The sequence below is a fragment of the Pseudomonas sp. 05N431 genome (genome assembly GCF_056397005.1).
Genome location: NZ_JBFTMN010000013.1, coordinates 47372 through 64986, shown reverse-complemented (window position 1 = coordinate 64986; position 17615 = coordinate 47372). Strand labels below are relative to the sequence as shown.

At 59.1% G+C, this 17615-nt stretch carries 19 protein-coding genes and 1 pseudogene; 9 read left to right on the top strand and 11 right to left on the bottom strand.

All coding sequences use genetic code 11. From position 1 onward, the window contains the following. Positions 1-5: 5 nt before the first annotated feature. The 3 genes from AC1DIG_RS21320 to AC1DIG_RS21310 form a co-directional block, all read right to left on the bottom strand. The gene (locus AC1DIG_RS21320; RefSeq protein WP_477768885.1) at positions 6-851 is read right to left on the bottom strand and encodes an amidohydrolase family protein; all 846 of its coding nucleotides are present in this window, start codon (positions 849-851) and stop codon (positions 6-8) included. A 28-nt stretch (positions 852-879) separates the two neighbouring features. Beyond that, the gene (locus AC1DIG_RS21315; protein WP_477768884.1) at positions 880-2163 is read right to left on the bottom strand and encodes an MFS transporter; all 1284 of its coding nucleotides are present in this window, start codon (positions 2161-2163) and stop codon (positions 880-882) included. Positions 2164-2300: 137 nt separating this feature from the next. Continuing rightward, positions 2301-3032: a GntR family transcriptional regulator gene (locus AC1DIG_RS21310; protein ID WP_477768883.1), complete on the bottom strand. Its 732-nt coding sequence runs from the start codon at positions 3030-3032 to the stop codon at positions 2301-2303. Positions 3033-3209: 177 nt separating this feature from the next. On the opposite strand from AC1DIG_RS21310, the gene AC1DIG_RS21305 reads away from it, so the two are divergent. Together AC1DIG_RS21305 and AC1DIG_RS21300 are read left to right on the top strand one after the other, a co-directional pair. Next, positions 3210-3950: a Mut7-C RNAse domain-containing protein gene (locus AC1DIG_RS21305; RefSeq protein WP_477768882.1), complete on the top strand. Its 741-nt coding sequence runs from the start codon at positions 3210-3212 to the stop codon at positions 3948-3950. 110 nt (positions 3951-4060) lie between these two features. Then, complete coding sequence (locus AC1DIG_RS21300; protein ID WP_081013843.1) at positions 4061-4222, top strand: DUF2986 domain-containing protein; 162 nt, start codon at positions 4061-4063, stop codon at positions 4220-4222. A gap of 77 nt (positions 4223-4299) precedes the next feature. Here AC1DIG_RS21300 and AC1DIG_RS21295 read toward each other — a convergent pair whose 3' ends face one another. After that, entirely contained in the window at positions 4300-4608 is a 309-nt protein-coding gene (locus AC1DIG_RS21295) for a hypothetical protein (RefSeq protein WP_477768881.1), read from the bottom strand. A 303-nt stretch (positions 4609-4911) separates the two neighbouring features. Continuing rightward, positions 4912-5682, bottom strand: a complete 771-nt coding sequence (locus AC1DIG_RS21290) for a tetratricopeptide repeat protein (protein ID WP_477768880.1) — start codon at positions 5680-5682, stop codon at positions 4912-4914. A 70-nt stretch (positions 5683-5752) separates the two neighbouring features. Between AC1DIG_RS21290 and AC1DIG_RS21285 the strand changes: the two are divergent. Further along, positions 5753-5908, top strand: a pseudogene (locus AC1DIG_RS21285) (integrase); the annotation flags it as partial. Here AC1DIG_RS21285 and AC1DIG_RS21280 read toward each other — a convergent pair. Together AC1DIG_RS21280 and AC1DIG_RS21275 are read right to left on the bottom strand one after the other, a co-directional pair. After that, a complete protein-coding gene (locus tag AC1DIG_RS21280) occupies positions 5901-6485 on the bottom strand; it encodes an eCIS core domain-containing protein (RefSeq protein WP_477768879.1) in 585 nt (194 codons plus the stop codon). The pseudogene AC1DIG_RS21285 and the gene AC1DIG_RS21280 sit on opposite strands and share 8 nt — an antisense overlap. A 416-nt stretch (positions 6486-6901) precedes the next feature. Then, on the bottom strand, positions 6902-7300 hold the full coding sequence (locus AC1DIG_RS21275) for a DUF3224 domain-containing protein (RefSeq protein WP_477768878.1): 399 nt from the start codon (positions 7298-7300) through the stop codon (positions 6902-6904). Between the two features lie 178 nt (positions 7301-7478). On the opposite strand from AC1DIG_RS21275, the gene AC1DIG_RS21270 reads away from it, so the two are divergent. Then, a complete protein-coding gene (locus AC1DIG_RS21270) occupies positions 7479-8327 on the top strand; it encodes an AraC family transcriptional regulator (RefSeq protein ID WP_477768877.1) in 849 nt (282 codons plus the stop codon). A gap of 220 nt (positions 8328-8547) precedes the next feature. Here AC1DIG_RS21270 and AC1DIG_RS21265 read toward each other — a convergent pair whose 3' ends face one another. Further along, positions 8548-9135, bottom strand: coding sequence for a TetR/AcrR family transcriptional regulator (locus AC1DIG_RS21265; protein ID WP_173859952.1), 588 nt, complete (start codon positions 9133-9135; stop codon positions 8548-8550). 148 nt (positions 9136-9283) lie between these two features. On the opposite strand from AC1DIG_RS21265, the gene AC1DIG_RS21260 reads away from it, so the two are divergent. From AC1DIG_RS21260 to AC1DIG_RS21245, 4 genes are all read left to right on the top strand, one after another. Continuing rightward, entirely contained in the window at positions 9284-10384 is a 1101-nt protein-coding gene (locus tag AC1DIG_RS21260) for an alkene reductase (protein ID WP_103317420.1), read from the top strand. A gap of 54 nt (positions 10385-10438) precedes the next feature. Next, positions 10439-11227 carry an SDR family NAD(P)-dependent oxidoreductase gene (locus tag AC1DIG_RS21255; protein ID WP_054597971.1) on the top strand — a complete coding sequence of 263 codons (789 nt, stop codon included), beginning with the start codon at positions 10439-10441 and terminating at the stop codon, positions 11225-11227. Positions 11228-11311: 84 nt separating this feature from the next. Then, positions 11312-12181: an alpha/beta fold hydrolase gene (locus tag AC1DIG_RS21250; RefSeq protein ID WP_477768876.1), complete on the top strand. Its 870-nt coding sequence runs from the start codon at positions 11312-11314 to the stop codon at positions 12179-12181. A 68-nt stretch (positions 12182-12249) separates the two neighbouring features. Beyond that, positions 12250-13248, top strand: a complete 999-nt coding sequence (locus tag AC1DIG_RS21245; RefSeq protein WP_477768875.1) for an NADP-dependent oxidoreductase — start codon at positions 12250-12252, stop codon at positions 13246-13248. A 42-nt stretch (positions 13249-13290) separates the two neighbouring features. Here the strand turns inward: AC1DIG_RS21245 and AC1DIG_RS21240 are convergent, their stop codons facing one another. Then, entirely contained in the window at positions 13291-14145 is an 855-nt protein-coding gene (locus tag AC1DIG_RS21240) for a LysR substrate-binding domain-containing protein (RefSeq protein WP_477768874.1), read from the bottom strand. 105 nt (positions 14146-14250) lie between these two features. Here AC1DIG_RS21240 and AC1DIG_RS21235 point away from each other — a divergent pair, with 105 nt between their 5' ends. Beyond that, positions 14251-14892 carry an FMN-dependent NADH-azoreductase gene (locus AC1DIG_RS21235; RefSeq protein WP_477768873.1) on the top strand — a complete coding sequence of 214 codons (642 nt, stop codon included), beginning with the start codon at positions 14251-14253 and terminating at the stop codon, positions 14890-14892. Between the two features lie 31 nt (positions 14893-14923). On the opposite strand, the gene AC1DIG_RS21230 is transcribed toward AC1DIG_RS21235, so the two are convergent. Further along, on the bottom strand, positions 14924-16510 hold the full coding sequence (locus AC1DIG_RS21230; protein ID WP_477768872.1) for a DHA2 family efflux MFS transporter permease subunit: 1587 nt from the start codon (positions 16508-16510) through the stop codon (positions 14924-14926). Continuing rightward, complete coding sequence (locus tag AC1DIG_RS21225; RefSeq protein WP_477768871.1) at positions 16507-17604, bottom strand: HlyD family secretion protein; 1098 nt, start codon at positions 17602-17604, stop codon at positions 16507-16509. Before AC1DIG_RS21225 ends, AC1DIG_RS21230 begins: the two co-directional genes overlap by 4 nt. Positions 17605-17615: the final 11 nt, after the last annotated feature.

Here is a 17615-nt window from a genome sequence, read left to right as displayed (position 1 = left end):
GAGCTTCAGCCTTCTCGCTCTGCAAAACCGAATAACCGTCGAGGTGCTTGCACGAGCAACGAATGGCTCAGTTGCATCGAACACTCCAGGGCTTGCCGCTGATCGATTACTGTGTCGAAACCGATGCTTTTCTCATGCTGCGTGTGTGGCCAGTCGCTGCCCCATACCAGTTGGTGGAGGCCGAAACTTTGCTCCAACAGCGGTAATGCCGATCGGGCGAAATTGAGGTTTTGTTGCGGCGTACCTCCCAACCGGTAAATTCCCGATACCTTCATCCAGATCGACCCTCTCGATCCCAACTCCAGCAACTCGGAAAACCCTGGCTGATCGACGCCCGAACTGGCATCCGGCCGTCCGAAGTGGTCGATAACCAGCTTCAAACCGAACGGCGTCAATTGATGGATCAGTGCCGGCAGATCCTTTACCTCCCGATGCAATTCGACATGCCAGTCAAGGTCAGCGATGTGGCTGAAAAATTCTTTCCAGGCGCGACTGCGAAAATCAGGTAACGCCTTGTCCATCAGGTTCAAGCGAACACCGACCACGCCTATATGAGCCATGTCATTCAACATCGCGCGACTAACGCCTGGCTCCAGCACGACCACTCCTCGCAACCGCTCCGGCACTTGCCTCAGTGCCGCCAGCAGGTAGCTATTGTCGACGCCCAGAAAGCTCGGCTGCACCAATACGCCGTGACTCAAGCCATGGGCACCCAGGTGATTCAGATACTGCGCAAGCGTGGCATCGTAGTCAGGGGCGTAGCGCCGTGTAGCGGCCAGCTTCAGCCCCCGGCTAAAGACATGAGCATGGGAGTCGATGCCAGTGATCGATGTTGAACAGGTATCAGGCATGGGTTTCATCTATCGCAAGTAATGATCATCACGCTCGGGCGCTCTCGCGGCCGTTCACCGAGACGGATGGGATCGCAGCGTCGAGACTGCGACCACGGGTTTCCGGCAGGCAAAGAGCCGCGATAACGGCCACGCCGTAGGCGATTCCGGCGTCGATGCCAATGGCCGAGCCCAGTGACATGGAGTCACTCATATGGCCGACCAGAAACGGGAATACCGCCGAGAGCACTCGGCCGAAGTTGTAGCAAAACCCCACGCCAGCGCCGCGCACGTCCGCCGGGTACAGCTCGTTGAACAGTGCGCCGAGACTGGCCGGAATGCCCGCGGCGAAGAAGCCGAGCGGAAAACCGAGGAACAGCATTTGGGTATTGGTCAGGGGCAGGAACACGTAGCACTGCACGGTTACGACGCAGCACAGGGCGAACAGCACGATATTTTTGCGGCGGCCAATACGGTCGATCAAGAATCCGCTGACGACGCAGCCGCACCAGAAGGCAAAGATGATCACGGCAAGGTAGCCGCCAGAGTTCAGCACCGACAGGTTGCGTTCGGTCTTGAGGAATGTCGGCAGCCACGTCATCACGGCGTGATACCCGCCGTGTGCGCCCAGGCCCAACAGCCCGCCGAACAGTGTCACGCGGATCAGTTCAGGACGGAAAATACCGGCCAGGGATTTGAAAAAACTTTGCGCGATGGCGTGTTCTTTTTGCAGACGCTGGAAGCTGTCGGGCTCCTCAACATTGCGCCGTACCCAGATGATCAGGAGCGCCGGCAACAAGCCAACGATGAACATCACGCGCCAGGCCATGTCTTGCGGTACGAACGAATAAATCAACGCGAAAACCCCGACCGCCACGCCCCAACCTACGGCCCAGGCACTTTGTACGGTGCCCATCACTTTGCCGCGGTATTTCGGATTGATGGTTTCGGCCATCAGTACCGCGCCGGCAGCCCACTCACCGCCAATGCCGAAGCCTTGCATCGCCTTGACGACCAGCAACTGCTGGAACCCGGTGACGAAGGCGGACAGAAAGGTGAAGAAGGAAAACCACAAAATCATCCACTGCAATGTACGCACCCGGCCGTAGCGGTCGGACAACGTCCCCCCTACCCAACCGCCGATGGCCGAAGTGACTAGCGTGACGCCGCTGATCAGCCCGGCATCGCCCTTGGTCAGGGCGAAAGCGGCAATTAACGCCGGAATGGCCAGGCCGAACATTTGTACTTCCAGCGCGTCCAGCGACCATCCACCGAAGCAGGCCCAAAACGTTTTGCGCTCTCGAGGAGTGACTTGGCGATACCAGCTGAACATGATTTCTTATCCTTATAGGTGGAACATGAGGCAGCCGAGAGCGAACCGCGCCGCTACGAGGCCAGTCATGGCAAACAAAACGATGAATCCGCCAGCGATCGATTCGCCGGTGAGCGATCCGCTATTCAGGCAATGCGCTAGCGAATGTCCACGCTGTAACGGAAATGCTCGGCATGCCCACGGGAGCGCCGCCACTCCAGAGGCGTACCGGCGTAGTCACGCGCCAGACGCTCGATCACCACCACGGGACTGTTGACCGGTATTTTCAATAACCGCGCATGCACGTCATTTACAGACTCGGCGGTGAGTGCTTCTTCGGCAGAGGCGACGACCTGACCGCAGACTTCTTCGTAAATCGGGTAAAGCAATGGCCCTTTTCGATTCAGGTCGATCTCCAGTAGCGGCTGAAACCGGCTGCGCGGCAGCCAGATTTCTTCGGCCAGTACCGGCTGAACATCCAGAAGACGAACGCGGACAATGCGAATAACCGGAGAGTCGATTGGCAGCCCTAACGCCTGGGCTACCGCCGAGGGTGCGGCCACCGGTTCAATAGACAGGATGCGACTCTCCGGGACCTGACGTTCACCCGCCGCGGTCTGGAATCGGAAGAATCGGAAAAGCGAAGATTGAAACTGAGGTCGACGCACGAAGGTGCCTCGACCTTGCTGACGCTCCAGAACGCCCTCACTGACCAGCGCGTCGACCGCTTTGCGCACGGTGCCAGTGGACAGTTTGTACTCCGCTGAAAGTGCAGCTTCAGTGGGAATAGCCTCCCCCGGACGCCAGCGATTGTTGGCAATCTGTTCAGCCAACTGATCACGCAGGCGTTGATAAAGCGGTAGGCGGACATCACTGGACAGGGAATTCATCGACTTTATTCACCTTGTTATCTAGTCATATATATGAATATTGGCCAAGTATTCTCCTGATGCATTTTTCTGTCAATAAGGGTTACCGGACCTGGCGGACGAACGGTGGGTGGGACCTGCCGGAGAAGATCTCCAGACTGGACTCGTCCATCCCGTAGCCCTGCCATACTGTTCAGCATGACCCGTGCAACCTTCCGCTTCTACGAGGAGCTCAACGATTTCCTGCCGGCCGAACGGCGGCGGCAGTCCTTTACCTGCGAGTGCGCGCGCGGGGCGACGGTCAAACACATGATCGAGGCGCTCGGAATACCGCACACCGAGGTCGAGCTGGTGTTGCTCAACGGCGAGTCTGTGGGCCTCGAGCGGGTGATCTTCGACGGTGACCGGCTGGCGGTGTATCCCAAGTTCGAAGCGCTGGATATCAGCCCGCTGCTAAAGGTACGTGCGCAACCTTTACGGGTGCTGCGCTTCGTCGCTGATGCGCACCTTGGCGGGCTGGCCAACCTGCTGCGCATGAGCGGCTTCGACACGCTCTACGACAATTGCTTCGAAGATAGCGAGATCGCCGAGATCGCGGCGCAGCAAGGGCGCATCGTGCTAACTCGCGACCGCGAACTGCTCAAGCGGCGAATCATCAGCCACGGCTGTTACGTGCATGCCCTGAAACCGTCGCTGCAACTGCGCGAAGTGTACGAGCGCCTCGACCTGGCGCGTAGCGCGCGCCCCTTCAGCCTGTGCCTGCATTGCAACCTGCCGCTGCACGAGATCAGCCCGGAACTGGCCCGGCCACTGGTGCCGCCACGCGTTGGCGCGCTCTATTCGCACTTCCTGCGCTGCGACGCCTGCCAACGGATTTACTGGGAGGGTTCGCACTGGCGCGGCATGTGTGCACTGCTGGCACCTCTGCTGGACCGATAGCCGAGCGCATCGGGCAGATAACGGACAAAAGCGCTCAAGTGTGCACCACAAGGCTCTGACCCGATTTTTAAGCTGATATCATTCGAAAACGTACAAGCCGAGTAGAAAAGATGAATCGTCGTAAAAAAATAAATCAGTTATTAAAGGCTAACGCCAAAAAGGCCAGCGCCAAATTGGCACCGAAAAGCAAGTCTAAATACATTTGCAAAGCCGACCGATTGAAGCTGGCGGCTGAATCCACTCTCGACTCAATCACTTCTTCCGAGAGCTGATCTGTGTCGCTTAAGCACCACCTGGATTTACACATCAGCAGGCAGTGCTTTCGGCGGACTTATCCCGTGGCTACGTATTAGCGACGATAGTAGCGGTGATCGTCATCGTAGCGGTGCTCATGATGGCGCTCCCAATCACGACGACGTTCGGCTTCCCGGCGCTCCTGTTCTCTACGCCACTCGTTTCTACGCCATTCGTCTCGGCGCCAGTCTTCTCTACGATCGTGCCAACGGCCGTCACGCCAGTATCGGTCGTCATGGGCAAGCAACGGCCCTGGCTGCTTGCCGGCCATGCTGGCCAAGCTCGGCCAAGGGTTGCCGGCAGCCTGGACCGGAGCCTGAACGGCTGCGACTTCAGTTGCAAAAACGGGGTTTGAGGTCTTCATCTGTGTTGCTGATGCCGAGCCCACTGCCGCAAACGCGAACAGGCTGAGGAGCACCATCCGTGGGACATAAAATTTCATGGGCGAAGACAACCTCTGATTGACAATTGGACGTGGCGCCATTTGGCTGCGGGAAACCTTCGGGTCGCGCTTACCGAGCTTTATGTGCGTATTCACATAGACCGGTAAATAGGGAAAAGTTCTAGCAAGTCGCTGGATAAATAGCTGACGGGCCCCTCAAACAAAAGAGGGGTGCGACGCACTTCCTGACAGGCAGCAATCAGCCAGAGGTGGACACGCAGAAACTCAACCGCGCACCAAGTAGGCGCCTAACGGAACCCGATATCGCAGCTTCTCGCAGCTGCCGGGTGCGGGCTGATGCCCCGGCGGGCGATCAGGAAACCAAATTCGGCATTTACCCGGAGGCGGCAAATGGCCGCGGGGAATCTCGACCTCGTCGTACTCGTACTCGGGCTCTGGCTCGACGGAAGTCATTTGCATTTGTCCTTCGGGCCGAGGTCTGCCAGCCGTCGGTGAATCCGCTACCCCATCTGCCTTTGCGTAAGCGAAGTTACCAGCGTCGCGCCCAGCATCCCGAGTGGATTGTTCAGCAACGGCCATTTCTGCTTCGCGGCGCCTTTGGGTCTCCTCCTCCAGCCCCTTCTGTACGGCGACCTGGTCCGCTTTGGCGTTGGGTGGGGTATTCGACGCCTGGGCCTGCTGCGCCGCCTGGATCAATTGGAAGTTGCGGTTGCGTAACGCGACGTTGCTACCAACCCGCATGTTCGAGCGCACCGCCAACGTTTCAGCCTGCTGGTACTGACCCTGCTGAAGACGCAATACACCGAGGTAATGCAGGGTCGCGGGGTTGTTCGGCTGGATATGCAGGGCACGCTCCAGCGTGGCAGCGGCTTGGTCCAACTGGCCATCTCCATACTGCCGCGAGGCCGTTTCGATCAGGGTGGTTGATGCGCTGTTACTTTGCGAGGGCGCTCTTCGCTCGGCAGCAACCGAACAAAGCGACGCGACGGCGCAGAACACCAGGATGAGACCCGGCAGAAAACTCTTGGTTGGCATCAGGGGGCGGACTCGACTGATCTCGGACGGCACTGCCGTAAAACAGCTCCCAACTGACCTGGCGAGTACCCTGAAGTTCCCGCTGCATCAGCTTTGGAACAAGGGAAAGCCAGTCGGGCAAAAAACACCGCTCCGGGCCAGAGAAATCCGGGCCATCCGTGTAAGGCTCCAGCTTGCGGATAAGACACGGGATTTGGCCCTCTTCAACGTGGCAATCGTCAGTGAGTCCCTGCCCGCACCGACCGTCTGACCTCAGCCTGTATGGCATAAGCCGGCGCCTCCACAGCATTGAAGTCTTGTGTATAGCGCTGGGCAAATCCTTCTACCCCCCATTCCTGATACTGCTGCACATGCTTGAGTTCGTGAGCCCAGAGCGCGACGTCCTGTTCTGCGGTTTGAGCGTCCCGGAAGAGGATGATGTCGATCAGCGTCACGGCACCGACGTCGGGGTTTTGCAGCATGGCAGTGGCGGCACTGAGTTGACCGTTGTCGCTAATTTTGTAGCGCGCGGCATCGAGGACACTGGGGTCGTACCAGCGTAGCAACTGCTGCCGGATGTGCGGCGGAATGGGCTGGATGTCGGCGCTGGCTGCTTCAGCACGGGCTTGGGTCAGCCAAAGCGCCAGGGCAGGTGCCGCGATCTGGTAGATGCCATCAGTCATCTGTCCCAGATCCGGCAGGCAGATGCAGCCGTCCAGACACACTTGCTTCTCCCCAGCTGGGCAGCCGTTGGCCTGGGCTGGCACTTCAAGAGTCAGGCAAAGAACAAACAGCGCCACCAGGCGCGTGGTGATGGGTGGCATTGGGCGCTCCAGAGACGGACACAGCGCGAACAGTGGATCACCATTGATCGACGACCCGCATAACTTTAGCGTATCCCTATCGGTCTCTTCTCGATGACTGCTTTGGGTCCAGGCTGTGTGAAAACGCAGACGTCCACTCACAGACTCCCCCAGTTTTTCAATTCACACTGCGCACTGCATCCCAGATGTCTCGTGCACCCAGGCCGGAATGCCATGCTTCGAATTGGGACCGCCATTGTTCAAAGGGGGCCCCCAGAGGATGACGAGGGTCACCACTCAGTGAGTACGCCATACCTTCGATCAGCCATTAAGGGGGCAACGACTCGGAGCGGCTTCACAAAAGCCAGCACGGCGGCTGGTAACGTCAATACGGTGATGGCCGATATCAGGATGATGCGTTTGAGCTTCATCACTGTTCAGCGCGTTGGCATGAGTTGATAGTTGAACAGATAGAAATGCTGCCCATCACGGATATCTATTTCCATCGTGCCGCTGAGTCCCTCCAACTCGCCGGTACCCGAGTCGGGCACGACCTGAATGGTCAGTGTTCGCTGGCCTCTGTCCATCGTTCCAAAATGCATCAACACAAAGCTGCCTGGTCTTCCCGCCAGATTACCCTCAACCCGCTCCATCGCCACATAGCCGGCAGATCCCGGGACCGTCGAGAGGGAGGCAAGCATCTCTCCCAGACTATTCGCCACCAAGTCTCCCTGAAACGTCTTGTGTATGGCCTTTCTGCTCAGTTGAGCGGCCTCGGTACCGGTCGCAACAGGATGGACGGGGAGTTGGACGTCGAATGTTCCCTTGGCTTGCATGCTGTTATCTCCATTAAAAGTCCGGGTAATGCCGTACGGTCTAAACCAGACGCAGTTGTTGTCGACGCTAATCCCTCGACTGTTTACAGTCCGCCTATGCCGAGATCAGCGGCTTATTTGACCGGTCCACACAGTCGGACCTGTCCCTGATTTGTATTGGAGCAGATGGCGACCGAAGATGATTGGAAAAACACGACCAGCCTCTACTGTTATCCTGCAGCCCGCACGAGGCGTCCTTAATCAGCGTTTGACCAGCCCGCAGTTCACTCACATTCGCGAGGCACCCTCAACCCAGTTGGCGCCATGGGTTGAACATTATTGGCATGTCAGCTGGAATCTCAGCGATCAGCCTGCACAGCAACAGGAAACCCTGCCTCACCCCAATGTGCATCTCGTTGTGGAAAGGGGTCAGGTCCATGTGTGGGGACCCCGTCGCTCCCGCTTCAGCAAGACGCTGTCTGGCAACAGCTGGGCGTTTGGAATCAAGTTTCGTCCCGCTGCATTCCAGCCATTTCTGGGCGGACCTGTCAGCCGGCTGGCCAACCGATCGATCCCGGCCGCTGAAGTTTTTGGCACGGTAGTCGACAGGTTGGCCGAGCATACTGAATGTCCGGGGATGACGAGCCTGTGCGAGCAATCAGAAGCGTTGCTGTGTCCCTGCTTGCCGCAACCCGACGAGCGTGTACAGCTGCTCAATGACCTCATCGCCCAAATCGCGTCAGACAACAAACTGACAACAGTTGCACAACTCAGTGAGTTGTCCAGGGTTAGCGAGCGGCAATTACAACGCCTCTTTGCCCATTACGTCGGCGTAAGTCCGAAGTGGGTGATTGCCCGATACCGGCTACATGAAGCACTGACCCTGCTGCAGAGCGGCGAAGCCAGGCCGGGGACGGATCTCGCGCTCAAGCTGGGTTATTTTGATCAGGCACACTTCATCAGGGACTTCACCCGGATGGTCGGTCTGGCACCCGCAAAATATGTCCAGACATATACGGCTTTGTTGTGGAACGCTGATGCGGGGTGAGTCTCCCCTCCCCCCAGGCGGACTTATCTCACTCGCACCGTCATCGGTACTCCAAGTGCTGAACTGATCACGATGAACCGATTGCTTCGTCCAGTGCCGCCCCACACAAAGGGGCCCGCCAAAGCATAGACGGTTGAATCCACACCCAAAAGTTGACTTTCAGGTCCGCGCATCAAAATCGAAGTTCTACCGAAAATCATGCTTTGAATGAGCCGCCCCTCTACCCCGCTTCCGCTTCATTGACCGGCAACGAAGCAAACATTTCAGCGCGGCACACCTCAAGGATCTCATCCGCCAGCGCGGAATCATCCGGGCAGGCACGCGACAAAATAATCGCACCGACAGCACGAGAAAGCAGGTCGATCATTTTCTTTCTGTCCTCACCCGGAGCGGCATCCGGCCTGGTCGGATATTTGTCCCCCAGTGTTTGCAGGATGTGCTCGATCCCTTCGGCAAACGTCGCTTTCACATCGTCCGATTGACGCGCCGCATCGCCACACAACGCGGCCATGGTGCAACCGCTGCCACGTCCGTCCCGATGCTCCCTCGTCACATAGACGTCGATGAAGCCCGGAACATCGAGCGCTTCCGCGCCCACCAGCGATTTGGAAAGACTGCAGGCAGAGGCTTCGGCCATCAGGTCGGCCTTCGAACCGAAATGCTTGTAGAAACCTCCGTGGGTGAAACCGGCAGCCGCCATGAGATCCGATACACCGACGCCGTCGAAGCCACGCTCACGGAACAGCTCAGAGGCCGTTTCAACGATGTGCTCCCGATTGGCCTGCGCCTGGGCCTTGGTCACTCTCACGTGCAATACCTCATGTCCACTGGGAAATCATGCGCCCAATGATACATAGATGTTGGTCATAATCAAAATCGTTGACAGTTTAGATTTCGATCATCATCCTAATTGCACGCACAACGATCTTCATCAACGGGCACGGAAGAAATACCAAATGACCGACCAGAATCTGTTTACCCCTTACACGCTTGGCGCCCTCACGCTGTCGAACCGTGTCGTCCTCGCGCCACTGACACGCAACCGCGCAGGCGAAGGCTTTGTGCCAAGCGAGTTCGCGGCCACCTATTACAGCCAGCGCGCAAGCGCAGGCTTGCTGATCAGCGAAGCCACGCAGATTTCCCAACAGGGTCAGGGCTATCAGGACACCCCCGGGATCTACACGCAGGCGCAGATAGATGGCTGGCGCAAAGTGACCGATGCCGTCCACGCCAAGGGCGGAAAAATCTTCCTGCAACTGTGGCATGTCGGCCGTGTATCGCACGTTGATCTGCAAGAAAACGGCGCCGAACCCGTGGCCCCTTCTGCGCTGCGAGCCGCCACAAAAGTATTCGTCAACAACCGCTTTGAAGACGTCTCCGAGCCGCGCGCACTGGACATCAGCGAACTACCGGGGATCGTCTCCGATTTCCGCCGGGCCGCGGCAAACGCTGTCGCCGCCGGGTTCGATGGCGTGGAGATTCACGGCGCGAACGGCTATTTGCTGGATCAATTCCTCAAGGACAGCGCCAACGTGCGCACCGATGTTTACGGCGGCTCGATTGAAAATCGTGCGCGTCTGTTGCTCGAAGTGACGGCAGCCGTCGTCAATGAAATCGGCGTGGATCGCACCGGTGTGCGCTTGTCGCCGGTGTCGCCGGCCAATGGCGTTTCCAGCAGCGATCCGCAGGCGCAATTCGATTACGTCGTTGATCAACTCGACGCCCTCGGCGTCGTTTATCTGCACGTGGTCGAAGGCGCGACCGGTGGCCCGCGTGACGTGGCGCCATTCGATTTCGGCGCCCTGCGCCAGCGCTTCAAAAACACCTACATCGCCAACAACGGCTATGACCTGGACCTGGCGACTTCGCGGCTCGCCGAAGACCAGGCCGATCTGATCGCGTTCGGTCGCCCGTTCATTGGCAACCCGGATCTGGTGGAACGCCTCAAGCGCGGCGCGCCGTTGTCCGCTTTCAATCCCGCCACCCTCTATGGCGGCGGCTCGGCAGGCTACATCGACTACCCGACGTTGGCTGAATCGAGCGCCACCGCAAGCTGAGCAATCAATGACCGCGTTTTCTGTTTTCACACACACTGAAAGAGAGATGACCCCATGAGCACTCGCCCTACTGTTCTCATCACTGGCGCTTCCACCGGCATTGGCGCCGTCTACGCCGAACGCTTCGCTCAACGCGGTCACGACCTGGTAATAGTCGCCCGCGACCAGGCACGCCTGGACGCACTTGCAGCCCGATTGCGCAGCGAACACGGCGTCGCCGTCGATGTGATTCCGGCGGATCTGACCCAACTCAGCGATCTGACAACCGTTGAGTCCCGCCTGCGCGACGACGCCCGTATCGGTATCCTCGTCAATAACGCCGGCGCCGCGCTGTCCGGCAACTTCATCGACCAAAGCACCGACAGCGTTGCGCAACTGGTCGCCCTCAACACCACAGCGCTGGTGCGCCTGGCCAGCGCCATCGCCCCACGCCTGGCCAAAGCAGGCGACGGCGCGATCATCAATATCGGTTCGGTGGTGGGCCTTGCGCCGGAGTTCGGCATGTCGGTCTACGGTGCGACCAAGGCGTTTGTGCTATTCCTTTCCCAAGGCCTGAGTTTGGAACTTTCACCTCAGGGCGTGTACGTGCAGGCCGTGCTGCCGGCGGCCACCCGCACGGAAATCTGGGATCGCTCCGGCGTCGACATCAACACCTTGAACGAAATCATGGAAGTGGACGATCTGGTGGATGCCGCACTGGTCGGCTTCGATCGTCGCGAACCGGTAACGATCCCACCGCTGCAAGAAGCTGAACGCTGGGATGACCTGCAAATCGCACGTCAGGGCCTGCTGGGGCAAATCCGCCAGTCTGCGGTTGCCCAGCGCTACCACACTCAACAGTGATCTTTCGGTAGCGAACATTCGCGCCGGATTCGATGCAGGCGCGCCAGACGCTGCATCGAATCCGGCCCGCTGTTCGGAGTAGAAATGAATCCAACGAAGACAAATACCCCCTCGGGTTCGCAGACGTCGTTCATCAACGCGGCGAACCAGTCGATCACGGTCAACGGCATTCCCTTTGCCTATCGCGACACCGGCCCCACAACCGGTGTGCCACTCGTACTGTTTAACCATTGGGGCGCGGTGCTGGACAACTTCGACCCCGCGATAATCGATGGCCTGGCACAAACACGGCGCGTCATTGCCACCGACTATCGCGGCATCGGCGGCTCTGGTGGAACCGCGCCACTGACGGTCGGCGAAATGGCTGACGATGCCATCCAGCTGATACGTGCACTGGGTTTCGAGACCGTCGACGTGCTCGGTTTTTCACTCGGCGGCTTCGTCGCTCAGGACATTGCCCTGAAGGCGCCCGAGTTGGTACGCCGATTGATTCTCACCGGCACCGGGCCGGCCGGCGGCACCGGTATCGACAAGGTCGGTTCGGTGACGTGGCCATTGATGATCAAGGGCTTGCTGACCTTGCGAGATCCCAAGTTCTACCTGTTCTTTACTTCGACGCCCAATGGCCGTCGAACTGCATCGCAGTATTTGCAACGCTTGAAAGAGCGCAAAAAAAATCGCGACAAAGGCCCGACGCCCAGCGCTTTCCTACGGCAGTTGAAAGCCATCACCGCGTGGGGCAAACAGGCGCCCCAAAACCTCGGGCGCTTGTGGATGCCGACGCTGATTGTCAACGGCGCCAACGACATCATGGTGCCCAGCGTTAACTCGATTGCGCTTGCCAACTGCATTCCCAACGCACAACTGATCATTTATGAAGATGCCGGGCACGGCGGCATTTTCCAGCACTACGCTGACTTTGTGACCAAGGTACTGGCGTTCCTTGATGCCTGATAACGCGGCGCAGCAACGCCGCAAACGCTCCGCCCACCCTCATTCCAACCGACAAGAGCCGCACCACGATGAAGGCATTTTTAATTGATCGCTATGGCAAGAACACCGGGCGCATTGGCGAAGCGCCCGCCCCCGCGGTGGGCGCCCACGACGTCTTGATTGAGATACACGCCAGTAGCGTCAACCAGCTGGATTCGAAGATCCGCAAAGGCGAATTCAAACTGATCCTGCCCTATTCATTTCCGCTGGTACTGGGCAATGACCTGGCGGGCGTCGTGGTTGAAGTTGGCTCGCACGTGAAGCGCTTCAAACCGGGAGATGAAGTCTACACTCGCCCGCCCGAAGCGCGGATCGGGACGTTCGCTCAATTGATCGCCGTGAACGAAAACGCGATCGCCCTGAAACCTGCCAATACCAACATGGCACAAGCCGCTTCCATCCCCTTGGTCGCACTGACCGCCTGGCAAGTGCTGGTCGAAACCGCCCAACTGAAAAAGGGCCAGAAAGTGCTGATCCACGCCGGCTCCGGCGGTGTCGGAACCCTCGCCATCCAACTTGCCAAACACCTCGGCGGCTTTGTTGCGACCACCACCAGCACCGCGAATGTCGAATGGGTGAAGGCGCTGGGGGCCGACCTGGTGATCGACTACACACAGCAGAACTTCGACAGTGTCTTGCACGACTACGACGTGGTGTTGAACAGCCTCGGCGCAGACGTACTGGAGAAGTCACTCAAGGTCCTCAAACCCGGTGGCCAACTCATTTCCATCTCAGGGCCACCCACTGCGCAGTTCGCGCAGGAGCAAGGGTTGTCCTGGCCATTGCAGCAAGTCATGCGCCTGCTGAGCCTCGGTATTCGGCGCAAGGCACGCAAGCAGGACGTCAGCTACGCGTTCGTGTTCATGCGCGCAAATGGCGCCCAACTGCAACAAATCACCACGCTCATTGAGGCCGGAATCATCAAACCTGTGGTTGACCGCTCCTTCCCCTTTGAATCTACGGCAGAGGCATTGGAGTACGTCGAGCAGGGACGAGCCAAGGGCAAGGTCGTTGTTACGATCAAATGACTACGCCACCTATCGATGAGTCGACCGCAGAGGCAAAGACGCTCAAGCCCTGCGCGTAGAGCAATACTCCACAATCAACTGAGTGACCGCTGCCACAATCGCCTGATCCGCTTCAGGAGAGGTGAACAACCGAAACTGCACATCCGGCAAATCCGGTAACCCTTGTTCGCTCCCGAGTACCGCCAGCCCTTGCCCCACCTGGCTGAGAGGCATGGGTGCGACTGCGAAGCCTGCAAGCGCTGCCGCCCGCAACCCGGCAGCGCTGCTGCATAACATCGCCGTGCGTTGGGCGATGCCCGCCTGGGCCAGCCGCGTCAGTGCTGCCTCTCGATAAGGGCACGGCTCGGGGAACAGGGCCAGCGGCAACGGCGTCGGTAATTGGGTGACGGGTTGCGCTGGCCAAGCCCACACCAGCGGCTCTTGCCACAACAGCAGCCCCGCTTCGCTGGTTTCGCATAGAGAACCGATGACCAGCTCCAGATGGCCTTGCTTCATCAGGTTCAGCAGCGTGCCAGGAATGCCCACCTGCACGTCGATTTCCATGCCCGGGTACTGCGCCGCGAAATCCTGAAAAGTGCGCAGTAACCGCGACTCGACAAAATCCTCGGACCCCCCGATCCGCAGCCGCCCGTGAAACGGCGTGCGCGTCAGTTCTGCCCAGGCATCACGGTTCAGCACAAGGATCGTGCGCGCATAAGAGACCAGGCGTTCGCCATCGGGAGTCAATTGCTGGGAGCGCGTGGTCCGCGTCAACAGCGGTTTGCCAACCTGTTCTTCCAATCGCCGCACGTGGCCACTGACCGCAGACTGAGTGAGGTGCAGCTTCTGGGCGGCACGGCTGAAGCCTTCTTCATCGACGACAGTGACAAATGTCTTGAGCAGCAGTGTATCGAACATAGTTTTATTCGTGATCAATGGCTTATTAATTTACGATTTATATTTCAAATCCAACTATGTTGCAATGCGCCCACTGCCCTACCCCCCCACCAATCGAGGCGCACCATGACGACTCTTCTGCACATTGAATGTTCTCCGCGCAAGCAGCGCTCGGCCTCCCTTGAAGTCGCCCGCAGCTTCATTGCGCGTTACCAAGAACACGCCCCAGACACCGAAATCATCACGCTCGACCTTTGGAACATGGCGTTACCGGAATTCGATGATCTGGCCATGGAGGCCAAGTACGCCGGGCTCAATGGCACGCCTTTAACCCCGGCACAACAAGACGCCTGGAACACCTTGAAAGAGCTGGCAAGTCACCTGCACCGCTCGGATGTGCTGGTGATGTCCGTACCGCTGTGGAACTTCAGCATCCCGTACAAGCTCAAGCACTTCATCGACCTGGTGTCGCAGAAAGACATCCTGTTTAGCGTTGATGCGGAGCGCGGCCTGGAGGGCATGCTGCTCAACAAAACCGCTGTGGTGATGTACGCCCGTGGCCTGGATTTTTCGGCGCAGTCGAGCACGCCGGCAACGCGCTTCGATTTTCAGAAGCCCTATGTTGAAGCCTGGCTGAAATTTGTCGGCGTGACGGATGTGCATTCGGTGATCGTGGAGAAAACCATCCTGGGCGAAGACGTTGATCGCAGCGCGCGTGAGGCCGCGACTCAGCAGGCCAGGAGATTGGCAGACAGTATTTGTCGCTGACGTTTCAGGGGCTCGGTTGGTGTGGGCTGTCTCACGCGACAGCTCGCGCTTTCGCGTATCGCACCAAACCGATCTTGATGCCGATCAGTAGGGGCGCGGCAACGACAAACAGCAGGGCCACGGCGTAGAACGCGGTGTCGAAGGCAATCACCGTGGCCTGACCTGATACGACCTTGCCCAAGAGGCTCGTCGCTGCCCTGCCAGCGGCCGCTTGATCCATCCCCTTCCCCGCCAACATCGCCGTGGTGGTCGTCAGCCGTTCGATGAGCGTGTTTCCCCCTGGGGTGACGTTGGCGCCGAGAGCCGCGACATTGATGACGATGTGATGGTCGATCAGGGTCTGGAGCCCGGCGACCCCCATTAAGCCACCCAATTGACGCCCGGTATTGAACAGCCCGATGCCGAAGGCGAGGTTGCGGCTGTTGAGGTCGCTGAAGGCGATCAGCGTAATTGACAGAAACAGGAAGCCAAGGCCCAGGCCGCGCAACAGGATAGCCGCCATCATGTCACCGGCGCCGCTGTCGCTGGTGGAGCCGGACAGCATCCACATCGCCCCCATGATCAGCAGGATGCCAAAGGGCACTGTCGCAACCGGTGGAACGCGGCGCACTTTGATAAAAAAGGCAGCGATGAGCAGCGAGCCGACAAACAAACCGCCACTGGGCAGCAGGAGCAAGCCGGCGTCGGTCGGGGTGAACGCCAGCACCGACAGGGCGAATGCCGGAATCAGAAATGCGCTGCCGAACAAAGCGGCGCCAGCGACAAAGCTGACGATAAAGGCAAAGGTAAAATCACCCGATTTGAACACCGTGAAATCGAATAGCCCCGGGCCTTTGGCCAACGCTTGTTGGCCGAAAAATGCCAGCAGCGCGGCGGTGCCGATCATTGTCAGCATCAGGATCCGAGGTTCCTCGAACCAGTCCCATCGGCTGCCTTGGCTGAGCACGTAGGTGAAACAGAACAAGGTGGCCGAGATCAGGGAGAAGCCGAGCCAGTCAAAGCGACGCTGCCGGACCTTGGCAGGCGATGGACCGTCTGCAATGAGCAAAAGACCCGTCGCCGCCAGGGCCAGCGGTAACACGCTGAAGAAAATCCAGGTCCAGGACTGACTGTCGATCAACCACCCCTGAAGAGCCGGGGCAATAGTCGCTGGCGCAACCACCGACCCCATGGCAAACAGAGCTTGAAGAATCGGCTGAAAGGCTCGCGGCGAGGCACGAAAAATCATCGCCTGACCCGTCACCAGCAGGGTGCCACCGGCGAAGCCTTGAATGATCCGAAGCGCGATCAGCAGGTCCAGTCGAGCGATGATGGCGGCCATGCAGCACGCCAGGCCCATGGCCAGGGTTGAACCGATGATCAGGTTACGCGCAGAAAAACGCTGCATCAGCCATGAGGCCATGATGAACCCGATCAGCTTGAGCGTGGTGTAGCCGACATCCAGCCAGGCGAATTCATCAGGTGTTGCATAGATGTCGCCGATGATATCGCCGCGCCCGATCGATAGAACGGTGCCGGCGATCGCCTCCGTCAGTGTGGCCAGCACGATGCCCATGATGAGCAGGACGCCCGTCGTAGCCTTGGCGCCGCTCGGCGGTACGCTGGCAAAGGTGTTCATGAGCCGCCCCCTTGCGTCACCTCCACCCGCGCGGACAGACCTGGCACGATGCGCCCCGGCAGCGGATTGTCGGCCAGCCGGATCTTGACCGGAACCCGCTGCACGACACGGACAAAGTTCCCGGTTGCGTTGTCAGGCGGCAGCAAGCTGAACGCCGCCCCACTCCCCGGCGCAAAGCTGTCGACCACGCCTTCAAGTGCCGTGTTGGGGTAGCCATCGACCGTGATGCGCACGCGCTGTCCAGAGCGGATATGTTCGAGCTGGGTTTCCTTGAAATTGGCCACGACCCACACATCATTGACCGGAACGATATCGAGCAAGGAAACGCCCGGCGTCACGAGCCGGCCGACACGAACCTGGCGGTTACCGACGACGCCATCCACTGGGGCGCGTACCACGGTGTAGTCAAGATCGATCTGGGCGAGATCGCGCGCAGCCTGTGCTTGCGACACGGCCGCCACGGCAGCCTCTCGCTCGGCCACATAGACGGCGATGTGTTGCTGTTGTGCCTCCACCGTTGCCGAAGCGGCCGATACCGATGCCTCGGCTCTGGAACGCGCCGTGCCGGTTTCATCGAACAAGGCCTGGCTCACCGCGTTGCTGCCGATCAGTTTGCGACTGCGATCGTGGGTCTTGGTTGCCAGATCCATGTCGGCACTGGCTGAACGTCTTTGAGCTTCGGCCTGCCGAATCAACGCACGCTGAAGCTGGGTCTGCGCATCGACATGGGTCAGGCGAGCCTTTGCCGCGCTGACATTAGCCTCTGCTTGCGCAAGCTTTGCGCGATAATCCCGGTCATCGATACGAAACAGGACGTCACCCGCCCGGACAGTCTGGTTGTCCACGACCTCTACCGCAGTGACATAGCCGGCCACCTTGGCGGCGAGTGAGGTCACGTCACCGCGAACATAGGCGTTATCGGTCGAGGTTGTGCCGCTCGAAACAGCCATGGTCCCCCAGGCAGCCACGACCACCACCGCGCCGACGCACAGCAGTATGCCGATTGTCTTGCGCGTGCTTCGCCGCGCCACTACGACGGGGGGCCCGGCGATTGCCTCGGTGGCAATGGCGGCCTTGTCCTGGAGCGAGTTCATTTTTTCATTTC

Coding starts and splice junctions, on each gene's coding strand:
- AC1DIG_RS21320 (WP_477768885.1), bottom strand. CDS start 851: ATGCCTGATACCTGTTCAACATCGATCACTGGCATCGACTCCCATGCT.
- AC1DIG_RS21315 (WP_477768884.1), bottom strand. CDS start 2,163: ATGTTCAGCTGGTATCGCCAAGTCACTCCTCGAGAGCGCAAAACGTTT.
- AC1DIG_RS21310 (WP_477768883.1), bottom strand. CDS start 3,032: ATGAATTCCCTGTCCAGTGATGTCCGCCTACCGCTTTATCAACGCCTG.
- AC1DIG_RS21305 (WP_477768882.1), top strand. CDS start 3,210: ATGACCCGTGCAACCTTCCGCTTCTACGAGGAGCTCAACGATTTCCTG.
- AC1DIG_RS21300 (WP_081013843.1), top strand. CDS start 4,061: ATGAATCGTCGTAAAAAAATAAATCAGTTATTAAAGGCTAACGCCAAA.
- AC1DIG_RS21295 (WP_477768881.1), bottom strand. CDS start 4,608: ATGAAGACCTCAAACCCCGTTTTTGCAACTGAAGTCGCAGCCGTTCAG.
- AC1DIG_RS21290 (WP_477768880.1), bottom strand. CDS start 5,682: ATGCCAACCAAGAGTTTTCTGCCGGGTCTCATCCTGGTGTTCTGCGCC.
- AC1DIG_RS21280 (WP_477768879.1), bottom strand. CDS start 6,485: ATGCCACCCATCACCACGCGCCTGGTGGCGCTGTTTGTTCTTTGCCTG.
- AC1DIG_RS21275 (WP_477768878.1), bottom strand. CDS start 7,300: ATGCAAGCCAAGGGAACATTCGACGTCCAACTCCCCGTCCATCCTGTT.
- AC1DIG_RS21270 (WP_477768877.1), top strand. CDS start 7,479: ATGATTGGAAAAACACGACCAGCCTCTACTGTTATCCTGCAGCCCGCA.
- AC1DIG_RS21260 (WP_103317420.1), top strand. CDS start 9,284: ATGACCGACCAGAATCTGTTTACCCCTTACACGCTTGGCGCCCTCACG.
- AC1DIG_RS21255 (WP_054597971.1), top strand. CDS start 10,439: ATGAGCACTCGCCCTACTGTTCTCATCACTGGCGCTTCCACCGGCATT.
- AC1DIG_RS21250 (WP_477768876.1), top strand. CDS start 11,312: ATGAATCCAACGAAGACAAATACCCCCTCGGGTTCGCAGACGTCGTTC.
- AC1DIG_RS21245 (WP_477768875.1), top strand. CDS start 12,250: ATGAAGGCATTTTTAATTGATCGCTATGGCAAGAACACCGGGCGCATT.
- AC1DIG_RS21240 (WP_477768874.1), bottom strand. CDS start 14,145: ATGTTCGATACACTGCTGCTCAAGACATTTGTCACTGTCGTCGATGAA.
- AC1DIG_RS21235 (WP_477768873.1), top strand. CDS start 14,251: ATGACGACTCTTCTGCACATTGAATGTTCTCCGCGCAAGCAGCGCTCG.
- AC1DIG_RS21230 (WP_477768872.1), bottom strand. CDS start 16,510: ATGAACACCTTTGCCAGCGTACCGCCGAGCGGCGCCAAGGCTACGACG.
- AC1DIG_RS21225 (WP_477768871.1), bottom strand. CDS start 17,604: ATGAACTCGCTCCAGGACAAGGCCGCCATTGCCACCGAGGCAATCGCC.